The sequence below is a fragment of the Bradyrhizobium sp. Mp27 genome, from assembly GCF_029953005.1.
In the GTDB taxonomy this organism is placed as follows: Bacteria; Pseudomonadota; Alphaproteobacteria; order Rhizobiales; family Xanthobacteraceae; genus Bradyrhizobium; species Bradyrhizobium barranii.
This window is the reverse complement of sequence record NZ_JASAUS010000204.1, coordinates 1-10,264: the sequence shown is the minus strand read 5'-3', so window position 1 is coordinate 10,264 and position 10,264 is coordinate 1. Positions and strand designations below refer to the sequence as shown.

Sequence of the window (10,264 nt, the reverse complement as noted above, 5' to 3'; positions counted from 1 at the left end):
GTCGTCAGGCGGCGAAAAGCCGAAGGCAATCCTGTGCGCCTCGTCAGACAAGATGTGCGGCCGCATCAATCGGGCCCAAAAGCCGCACTCTCACGAATAGGACGGGCTAGCAGGAAATGCTCCCGGGACCACCTCCCGGGAGCTTCCACATGCGGCTCTCCGCAGCACCTTTCCTCAAAGCGGCAGCTCGGCTGCCACCCGGCCAATCATAGATGCGAGCTTTCCAGATATTGATCGATGGCTTTGCCATCAGCGCTCTCTACGCTCTCGGCGCCACCGGCTTCACCCTGATCTTCGGCGTCTCCGGCGTGCTCAACCTCTCCCACGGTGCCATCATGGTAGCCGCAGCGGTGGCGGCCTGGGCCGCTGCCAGCATCCTCAACGTCGGCACCTATGCCGGTGCGCTGATCGGGGTCGCCGTCGCCCTCCTCACCGCCTTCGCGACCTATTTCGCGGTGGTGAAGCCCATTCAGGACTCCCGGCGCATCCCCAATGAGGAGAAGGAGATCTTCGTCCTCACGGGAACGCTGCTCTGGGGCATCATGATCCAGGAGCTGATCGCCTATTTCTTCACCAACAACGCCAAGACCGTGCTGCCGATCGTCGAGGGCGTGGTCGAGATCCTCGGCGTCCGCACGCCGCGAAACGAGATCTTCACCGCCATCGTGTGCTGCTTCGTCATCGCGCTGTTGTGGCTGCTCGTGAACCGCACCCGCACCGGCAAGGCGGTGCTGGCGGCGTCGATGAACCCGCGCGGCGTCACCCTGCTCGGGCTCGAGCTCACCAACATCTACGTCGTGGTGTGGGGAATCTACGGAATCCTCGCCGGCATCGCCGGCGTGCTGCTCGGCATGTTCTTAGGGGGCAGCTCCTACAGCGTCGGACCGCTGACGGCGAGCGCGTTCTCGATCGTGGTGCTCGGCGGTCTCGGCAGCGTCTCCGGCTCGCTGATCGCGGCCTTCGTGGTCGGTTATCTCGAGACGCTGACGGCCTATCTGGTCTCGCCGGCCTACCGCACCATTCCGGCGCTGCTGCTGCTCGTGTTCGTGATGTATATCCGGCCCCAGGGCCTTCTGGGGAGGCGCTGAGATGTCCACCTTCTTCACCTCCCGCCTGTTCTTCATCTCGGTCGCGCTCGTCATCATCGCGGCGACGCTGCCGCTCTACGTCTCCGGCTACGTGCTCGGTCTGCTCACCGTCGCGTTCTATTTCGGCGTGTTCGCGATGGCCTGGGACCTGCTGTTCGGCTTCGCGGGCGAGGTCAATTTCGGGCCCACTTTCCTGATCGGCGTCGGCGCCTACACCGCCGGCATTCTCAACGCCCAGTTCGGCTGGTCGGTTTATCTCTGCATCGTGCTGGGGGCGCTGGCCTCCGTCATCGCGGGCCTCGTGCTGGCGTTGCCGGCTTTGCGCGTGCGCGGGCCGTATTTCGGCCTGACCACGCTGGTCGCGGTGCTGATGTTGCAGAACTTCATCGTGGTGTTCGCCGATCTCACCGGCGGCGAGATCGGCCTGACCATCCCCGACGTCATCACCATCAACGCCGGCGCCAATTACTGGATCGCGCTCGGCTTCATGACGATCTCGGCGGCGATCCTCTACGGCCTGTCGCAATCGCCGATTGGCCTCGTGCTCCAGGCCAGCGGCCAGGATCCGGTGCAGGCCGGCGCGCTCGGCTTCAACATCGTCAAGCACAAGCTCGCCGCCTTCATCGTCAGCGCGTTCTTCTCTGGTTTATCCGGCGCGCTGCTGGTGTTCTATTTCGGCACCGCCTCGGTCGGTACCGTCGTCGACGTCGCGGTCGGCGTGAACGTGATCGTCTCCGCCGTGCTCGGCGGCCGGCGCACCGTGCTTGGCGCCGCGCTCGGCGCGATCTTCCTGATCGTCGCCGGTGAATTCCTGCGTCCCACCGGCGAGCTCGCGACCTTCATCGTCTCGGCGGTCGCGCTGCTCGTCGTGCTGTTCTTCCCCGGCGGCTTCCTCGGAGCGGCCCTCTCGCGTGAGGCGCGCTCGTGATGGATATGATCGCAAACCGGCCCGTGCTCGACGTCCGCGGCCTGACAAAACGCTTTGGTGGATTGACGGCGGTGAAGAACCTCGGCTTCGAGGTGAACGCCGGCGAGATCTTCGGCCTGATCGGGCCGAACGGCTCCGGTAAGTCGACCGCGATGAAGAGCGTGATGGGCATCGAACGCCCGACATCAGGCGAAGTCATCTTCGAGGGCGAGAACGTCGCCGGCCTGCCCGCGCACAAGATCGCACGCAAAGGCTTTGGCATGGTGTTCCAGCACTCGCGGCCGCTGAACCGGCAGACGGTGCTGGAGAACATCATGGTCGCGCTGCTGCCGGACAGCCTGTTCATGCTGTTCCCGGACAAGGCGCTGGTCGAGCGCGCCAAATGGATCGCCGACCGCGTCGGGTTGGGCAGCGTGATGAACCGCCGCCCGCCGACGCTGCCTTTCGCCGATCTGCGCCGGCTGGAGCTTGCGAAAGCGATCGCGCGTGACCCGAAGGTCGTGCTGGTGGACGAGCCCTTTGCCGGGCTGACGCGGGCGGAGGTCGACGTCTTCTCCGACCTGATCCGCAGCTTTCGCGACGAGGGCCGCGCGGTGATGCTGGTCGACCACAACGTCAAGAGCGTCGCCGCGCTCGTCGACCGCGTGCTCGCGATGTATCTCGGCGAGGAAATCGTCACCGGCAAGGCCGACGACGTCATGAAGAACGAGACGGTGCGCCGGGTCTATCTCGGCGGCGCCATCGAGACCCATGCGCGGCCCGAGACCAGCTTCAAGGACAAGGTGCCTTTGCTCCAGGTCGAGAATGTCAGCGTATTCTACGGCAAGGCGCAGGCGCTGGAGAACGTCTCGATCCACGTCCACGAGGGCGAGTTCGTCTCCGTCGTCGGCCTCAACGGCGCCGGCAAGACCACGCTGTTCAACACCATCTCCGGCTTCCTGCCCTATAGCGGCGAAATCGCGCGCGGTGCCGACAAGTTGCGTGGCACGAGCCCCGCGAAAATCGCCCGCAGCGGGCTCGTGCAATGCCCGGAATCGCGCGAGCTGTTCGGCGAGATGAGCGTGCGCGAAAACCTCGATCTCGGCGGCCAGCATCTCTCCGACGACAAGCGTGCCGCGCAGCTCGCCTGGCTGTTCGAGCTATTCCCGATCCTGAAGGAGCGCCAGGGCCAGATGGCACAAACGCTCTCCGGCGGCGAGCAGCAGATGCTCGCGATCGGCCGCGCGTTGATGATGCAGCCGCAGATCCTGATCCTGGACGAGCCGACGCTGGGCCTCGCTCCCGTCATTCTCGAGCAATTGTCCAAGGCGCTGACGAAGCTGCGGCAGACCACCGCGATCACGGTGTTGCTCGGCGAGCAGAATGTCACCTTCGCGCTGCCGCATGCCGACCGCGTCTATGTGCTGGAGCATGCCCGCATCGTCTGGGAGGGCGATCCCGGCCGCTTCGCGAGCGAAGCCGGCGCCGATTTTCTTTAAGTCCGTCAACATCAATAAAAACATAGAAAGGGAAGCGACCATGCGACCTTCAATCCTCGGCAGCAGCCTCCTCACCTCCGCACTGGCGCTATGCCTTGCCGCACCCGCCTATGCGCAGTCGAACGATCCGATCAAGATCGGCGTCATCGCCGAAGTGCAGTCGATCGCGGGTGCTGCGACCCCGGGCGGCGCGCAGATCGCTGCCGACGAGATCAACGCCAAGGGCGGCATTCTCGGCCGCAAGGTCGAGATCGTCACCTATGACAACAAGAGCTCGTCGGCCGACTCGGTGCGAGCCTTCCAGCGCGCGGTGAGCGAGGACAAGGTCTCCGCCGTGATCGCGAGCTATATCTCCGAAGTCGTTCTCGCGCTCGAGCCCTGGGCGGCGCGGCTGAAGATGCCGCTGATCACGCCGGGCGCGGCCTCTAACGAGATCACCAAGGCGATCCACAACGACTACGAGAGGAACAAGTACACCTTCCACGGCTATCTGACTTCGGCGGCCCAGGCCCAGCTCGTCTGCGATGCCGCCAAGGATCTCCTGGTCGACAAGCTCAAGTTCAAGACGGTTGCGATCATGAGCGAGGACGCCGCCTGGACCAAGCCGCTCGACATCGGCTACGAGGCCTGCCTGCCCAAGGCGGGCCTGAAGGTCGTGGAGCATGTGCGCTTCTCGCCCGATACCACCGACTTTACGCCGATCTTCAACAACATCGAGGGCAAGAAGCCCGACGTGATCGTCACCGGCATCTCGCATGTCGGCGTGCAGCCGACGGTGCAGTGGAAGAACCAGCAGGTGCCGATCCCGATGTTCGGCATCAGCGCGCAGGCGCTGAGCCCGACCTTCTGGAAGGACACCAATGGCGCCGCCGACGGCGTGCCGTCGCTGGCGGTGGCGACGCCCGACGTCGCCGTGACCTCCAAGACAAAGCCGTTCGCGGCCGCGTTCAAGGCCAGGTTCGGCACGCCGCCGGCCTATACCGGCTACACCGCCTATGACGAGGTCTACTTCATCACCGAAGCGATCAAGCGCGCAGGCTCGACCGATCCGGACAAGATGGTCGCTGAACTGGAGAAGACCGACTACGAGGGCACGATCGGCCGCATCCAGTTCTACGGCAAGGACGACGAGTTCACCCACGGCATCAAATCCGGTCCCACGACCGTGTCCGGCCTCGTCTTCCAGTGGCAGGACAGCAAGCAGGTCGTGGTCTGGCCCGAGAAAATCGCGGAAGGCAAGCTGAAGTTTCCGGCCTTCGTGAAGCTCTCGCAGTAACCGGCTCGTCCCGGCATCAGGCCCACCGCTCATTCGCGAGCGGTGGGCTTTTCCTTGTCCTTAGAGAATCTCTTTGTCCTTCAGGAAGCATGCTGCGCCGCGGCCGGCCCGTAGCGACCTTGGGTCACGTTGACGTTTTGCCGCAACCTCCGCCATGTACCTCGCCGGTGATGAAGCGGAGCATCTCAGATGGACGCAGGCATCTCTCCCGGACAATCTCCCGCACCTCAAGACTTCGCCCAGATATTCAGGCTGATCGGCGGTTACCGCATTTCGCAGGCCCTGCGCGTTGCCGTCGAGCTTGGCATTCCGGATCACCTGGCGGCAGGCCCGCGCCATTGTGGCCGGTGCCGGCCTCCTCGACGAGACGTCTCCGAAGCAGTTTGCGCTGACACCGCTTGGGTCTACCCTCCGCGCCGATATCCCGGCTTCGATCTGTCCGGTGGTGCGGCTATGGCTCAGCGAGTCGCACTGGCAATCCTGGAGCCATCTCCTGCACTCCGTACAGACCGGCCAGCATGCCTTCGATCACGCACACGGGACCGGGGTCTTCGACTATTTGCGCGAGGACGCCGAGCTCTCGGCGATTTTCAACGCGACGATGACGACCAGCTCAGCCCGGTTGGCCAATGCGCTGCTCAAGCACTACGATTTTCACGGGATAGGCCGCATCGTCGACGTAGGCGGCGGACATGGCTTCACGCTCACAACGATTCTGGCCGCGCACCCGACCATGCAAGGCGTGCTGTTCGACCTTCCCGATGTCGTGGCCGGTGCTTCTCTGGAGGCGATTGGAGGCAGGAACCGATGTGAGATCATCGGCGGGAGCTTCTTCGAAACCATTCCGGCAGACGCAGACGCCTACATCCTGAAGCAGATCATCCATGACTGGGACGACGAACAATCGCTGGCGATCCTGCGAAATCTTCGCGCGGCAATGCCGGGACATGCTCGGGTTCTGCTGATCGAACGACGGATCGAGCCAGACCATCGCGACGCCATGCGCGTACTCCATATCGACATGGAGATGCTGGTCAATGTCTCAGGCATGGAGCGCACCGACGCCGAATATCGATCCCTGCTGGAGCAGGCCGGATTCCGATTGGCGAGGGTGGTGCCGTTGCTCGACGGCGCAGGCTTTGCGGTATTCGAGGCCAAGCGCTCCGACACCAACTGAGGTCGGGCGAATCTCACGATGCAGTCCGTCTTCGCAGTTGCGTTCTGCGCCATGAGCTGCCTATCGACCTTTCGCCATGTTGACTTTCCATCATCCCGCTCCCCATAATTCGCAAAAAAATAACAAGACCAATCAACAGACGGGTTTTGAGGGAGGATAGGATGCCGACTTCACGCAGGCAGCTGCTGAAGAGCACTGCGGCTGCCGCCGCTGCACTCAGCCTTGATTGGACCCGGGCCCAGGCGCAAGCCGAGAATTTGCGCATCGGGCTGATCTACGACCTCACCGGTCCCTTCGCCGCCGGCGGCTCGGTCGCCTCGTCAATCGGCGCGCAGATCGCGATCGATCTCGTCAACGAGAAAGGCGGTGTCGGCGGCAAGACCAAGATTGTTCCGGTCGCCGCGGATTCCCAGAGCAAACCCGACGTCGCGATCAACGAGGCCGAACGCCTGATCAGTCAGGAGAAGATCGACATCCTCAACGGCGTCTATGCGAGCTCGCATGCGGTGCCACTCGCGGCCAAGGTCGAGCAGCAAAAGAAGATCCTCTGGATCACGACCGCGGTCTCGACCGCCGTGTTCAAGGACAAGAACCTGCAATACGTGTTTCGCGCGCAGATCCATTCCGACCAGTATGGCCAGGCGTTCGCGAGCTTCCTCGCCGAGCATGCGCAAGGCAAGCTCGGTATGGATCCGAAGGACGTCAAGGTCGCGCTGATCCACGAGGACGGCCCGTATGGCGTCGGCGTCGCGGCGGCCGACGAGGCCTACGCCAAGCAGGCCGGCATCCAGGTGGTGCTGCGCGAAGGCTACTCCGCCTCGGCGCCCGACCTCTCGGTGCTCGTCACGAAAATCAAGCGCGCCAAGGCCGACGTGATCTCGCATGCCGGTTACAACCCCGACATCACCCTGTTCCTGCGCCAGGCGCGCGAGAGCGGATTGCGCTTCAAGATGCTGTTCGGCGCCGGCGCCGGCTACAGCCAGCTCGACAAGCTGCGCGCGACCTTCGGCGCCGACATCGACAATTTCTGCAACATCGACCCGGTGCCGGCGCAATTGCTCGATCCCGCGAAGCTCGCACCGGGTATCGGCGATCTGACCAACGCCATGGTCACGCGCTATAAGGCCAAGACCGGCGCGACCGAAGTACCGCCACACTGCTCGATGGGTTTCAACCAGACCTGGTTGCTGCTCAACAACGTGCTGCCGGTCGCCAAGGAGAAATACGGCAGCTTCGATCCCGAGGCCATCCGCAAGGCCGCGCTCGACGTCGACATTCCCGCCGGAGGCACCATCCAGGGCTATGGCGTGAAATTCTTCCCGCCGGGAACGCCGCTGTCCGGCCAGAACGAACGCTCGACGCCAGTGGTGATGCAGAACGCCGGCGAGCGCATCTCGGTGGTGTGGCCGACCAATATCCGCACGCAAGACCCGGTGTTTCCGCTGCCGAAGGGGTCGACCTACGGGGCATGATGATGCGGACGCTCACTTCCCCTCTCCCCTTGTGTTCTCGGGGAAGAGATTGCTGGAGATGGAAGTTGTTTCCTGGAAGTGGATACAGCGTTGATATTGCTTGCGTCAACAGCGACGGGCGGTCACGCTTGTTCCTGACGTAACCCATGCAGTGCTACCTATTTTGGTTCGAGGTAGCATCGCCGGTCGAGGGATCAAATGCCGCGTGTGAAGCTGACCAAGACTGCCATTGACGCTCTTCCCATTTCATCAAAGGACATCGTTCATTGGGACACCGGCTGTCCCGGTTTCGGCGTCAAGGTAACGCCGAAGGGGCGCAAGGTGTTCGTCGTATTGTATCGAACAGCGGGAGCCGGGTCCCGCCTACGCAAATATACCATTGGACCGTACGGCAGAGTGACCCTCAACCAAGCTCGCGTGACCGCTCAGAAGGTATTTGCCGCAAAACTGGACGGTCGCGACCTCGCTGCGGAGAAGAAGGACTCTCGCCGAAGGATGGTTGCAGACCGCGTTGATGATCTCCTAGAGGCTTTTATTGCGCAGCACATTTCACAAAATCGGTCTGCGCCGGAGATCTCCCGGATGCTTCGCCGAGAGGTCGGGTCGGCATGGGGCACTCGGAGCATTCACGAGATCAGCAAACGCGACGTTATTGATGTCGTGAGCGCCATAGAGCAACGCGGAGCTCCTGTCGCCGCCAACAAGGCGCTGAAGTCGATCAAGACCTTCTTTCGGTGGTGTGTGGGCCGTGCCGTGCTGGACGGGTCACCCGCCGACGGTGTGCCGCTTCCGGCAAAACAGGTGACGCGGGATAGGGTGTTGAGCGATGCCGAACTCGCCCAAGTCGTCCTCGCAGCAAGACAGATTGGCGGCCCCTATGGCGACATCGTCGAGGTCTTGGCCTTGACCGGCCAACGCCGCGAAGAAGTGGCGCGCTGCACCTGGGATGAGCTTGATGTGAAGACGCGAATCTGGAAGCTTTCTTCTGACCGCACCAAGAATGCGAAATCGCACGAAGTGCATCTGTCCGACGAGGTCATTGCGGTTTTGACCCGAGCCGCCAAGCGAGGTAAATTTGTCTTCTCGCGGGCGGGAGATAACTCATTTCAGGACTTCAGTTCCGCCAAGCGAGAGATCGACAGGCTCTCCGGCGTGACCGGATGGCGCCTTCATGATCTGCGACGAACCTGCGTTTCTGGAATGGCAAGGCTCGGGATCGCCCCTCACGTCGCCGACAAAATACTAAACCACCAAGCCGGCACGATCTCTGGTGTGGCAGCCGTTTATCAACGCCACGATTTCCTCGCCGAACGCAGAGAGGCTCTAGAAATGTGGGGTGCCCATGTAAATCGGGTCACCGGCAATGCCGTTGAAACTAATGTTCTTCGCCGAGCGGCTTGATCCAGCTCGATGCTGCTGATCGGATTCGCGGGGATGGGTGTTTTGACGTCGCAGGAAGCCTCGGAAATTGTATCCGTTAACTGGGGTTCAACAGTTGCTTGTGGAGGGCTTCCACGGACTCTCGCAGGACTTCGGTGTTCGACTTCCATCGTGACCAAAGGAGCAACAGTGATGCGGACGCTGGACCTAGGCTGGCTAAAGTTATCAGGAAGCCGATAACCAAGTGGGTTTCTTCACTGAACAAAAAGGCGATGACGGCTAAAAGCAGAGCCAAAGCAATGGCGAAGGCGCCATTGATGGCAACCACCTCTTTGTATTCGTTGAAAAATTGGACTTTAGGCAGCCTGGTCTATCTTACTTGGACACTACCTCAACCGAGAGGACATCCGATATCAGTAGCTCTAAAGAATCTAACAGTGCACGCCGAGAGCTCGGAGAGGTAAAGATGTCTCGACTACCGCGCCGACGCGGATCCCGATGATGCTTTGTGTATGCGGCTCCGTCAAACATAAACGCTGGCTTATGTTTTGTGGCGGAGTCTAGTTTTTCCTGCCCTTTGATCATCACATCCGAATTTGGTGCTCGTGCGGTTTCCGAGATTGTGCACTCCGCCGGTCGCCTTCATGTCCTCCGCTCTCGCTACCAAGAAAGCAACTTAGCCAAAATCCGTTGTCACCATTGTTAGTGATGCCGGATTCGCTCGCCAACCACGAAGCAGTGCGTCCTTTCGACTCAGGATATCCGCCTCCCTCTGTGGTTGCACAGTATCGCAAGTTCTCCCACTGTCGATGCCGTACAGGAGGTTTCCACATTTGACGGAAAGCGCAGGCGCTAGCGGGACGTTTGATCGCAAGGGATTCCGACCAGCTAATTCCAGATTTCCCGCACCACAGAGATCGAGGTTTTGCCCTCAAGGCGCGTCATTTTGTGACATTTCCACAGCTTTGCGCTGGCCCGCCACGATTATGCCACCGAGGTTATAGCCACCGTCTTCTAGGTCACGTGCACAACATTTTTTGGGTCTGGATTGATGGCGCGGTTACCGATTAGCGGTGTGACAATCTCGACTCCGTTTTTGGACGGACCTAACCCTCGTGTTTTGAGTGAATCAGATCTCCGGGGGGCGCTCTCGGAGATTTGCCCTCAAACCGTTTTCACCCCAGAAGCAGTTAAGGCGATCTACTCCGAACTCGGTCTAATTCTCGGACTTTGGTGCGCCGAACAGGATCGATTTGACAGCTCCAAACTTGCGAGAGCCATTTCGGGCTTTGCCAATGATCTAGCCCGTCCTATTCGTGAGAGTGCGTTTTTCTAGTCCGATTGATGCGGCCGAACATCTTGTCTGACGAGGCGCACAGGATTGCCTTCGGCTTTTCACCGCCTGACGACCGGTACTTTGCAACGCGCTTGAGGGATGGGTTGGGCGAACGGGGGGCGGACGCCC

7 protein-coding genes are annotated in these 10,264 nt (G+C 61.5%); all 7 read left to right on the top strand.

Annotated features, from left to right (window positions below; genetic code table 11):
• The first annotated feature begins 212 nt into the window (after positions 1-212).
• The 7 genes from QJT78_RS44925 (at position 213) to QJT78_RS44895 (ending at position 8,820) form a co-directional block, all read left to right on the top strand.
• Positions 213-1,088: a branched-chain amino acid ABC transporter permease gene (locus tag QJT78_RS44925; RefSeq protein WP_038944917.1), complete on the top strand. Its 876-nt coding sequence runs from the start codon at positions 213-215 to the stop codon at positions 1,086-1,088.
• A gap of 1 nt (position 1,089) precedes the next feature.
• A complete protein-coding gene (locus QJT78_RS44920; protein WP_014493139.1) occupies positions 1,090-2,016 on the top strand; it encodes a branched-chain amino acid ABC transporter permease in 927 nt (308 codons plus the stop codon).
• The gene (locus QJT78_RS44915) at positions 2,016-3,494 is read left to right on the top strand and encodes an ATP-binding cassette domain-containing protein (protein WP_028152083.1); all 1,479 of its coding nucleotides are present in this window, start codon (positions 2,016-2,018) and stop codon (positions 3,492-3,494) included. Before QJT78_RS44920 ends, QJT78_RS44915 begins: the two co-directional genes overlap by 1 nt.
• Positions 3,495-3,534: 40 nt before the next feature.
• Positions 3,535-4,770, top strand: coding sequence for an ABC transporter substrate-binding protein (locus tag QJT78_RS44910; protein WP_038944916.1), 1,236 nt, complete (start codon positions 3,535-3,537; stop codon positions 4,768-4,770).
• Positions 4,771-5,110: 340 nt separating this feature from the next.
• A complete protein-coding gene (locus QJT78_RS44905) occupies positions 5,111-5,947 on the top strand; it encodes a methyltransferase (protein ID WP_157790304.1) in 837 nt (278 codons plus the stop codon).
• 161 nt (positions 5,948-6,108) lie between these two features.
• Positions 6,109-7,419, top strand: coding sequence for an ABC transporter substrate-binding protein (locus QJT78_RS44900; RefSeq protein WP_028152081.1), 1,311 nt, complete (start codon positions 6,109-6,111; stop codon positions 7,417-7,419).
• Between the two features lie 198 nt (positions 7,420-7,617).
• Complete coding sequence (locus QJT78_RS44895) at positions 7,618-8,820, top strand: site-specific integrase (RefSeq protein ID WP_212480919.1); 1,203 nt, start codon at positions 7,618-7,620, stop codon at positions 8,818-8,820.
• The last annotated feature ends 1,444 nt before the right edge of the window (positions 8,821-10,264 follow it).

Bases quoted from the DNA above. Each gene is read 5' to 3' on its own strand.
- QJT78_RS44920 (WP_014493139.1), top strand. From the start codon at position 1,090: ATGTCCACCTTCTTCACCTCCCGCCTGTTCTTCATCTCGGTCGCGCTC.
- QJT78_RS44900 (WP_028152081.1), top strand. From the start codon at position 6,109: ATGCCGACTTCACGCAGGCAGCTGCTGAAGAGCACTGCGGCTGCCGCC.
- QJT78_RS44925 (WP_038944917.1), top strand. From the start codon at position 213: ATGCGAGCTTTCCAGATATTGATCGATGGCTTTGCCATCAGCGCTCTC.
- QJT78_RS44915 (WP_028152083.1), top strand. From the start codon at position 2,016: ATGGATATGATCGCAAACCGGCCCGTGCTCGACGTCCGCGGCCTGACA.
- QJT78_RS44895 (WP_212480919.1), top strand. From the start codon at position 7,618: ATGCCGCGTGTGAAGCTGACCAAGACTGCCATTGACGCTCTTCCCATT.
- QJT78_RS44910 (WP_038944916.1), top strand. From the start codon at position 3,535: ATGCGACCTTCAATCCTCGGCAGCAGCCTCCTCACCTCCGCACTGGCG.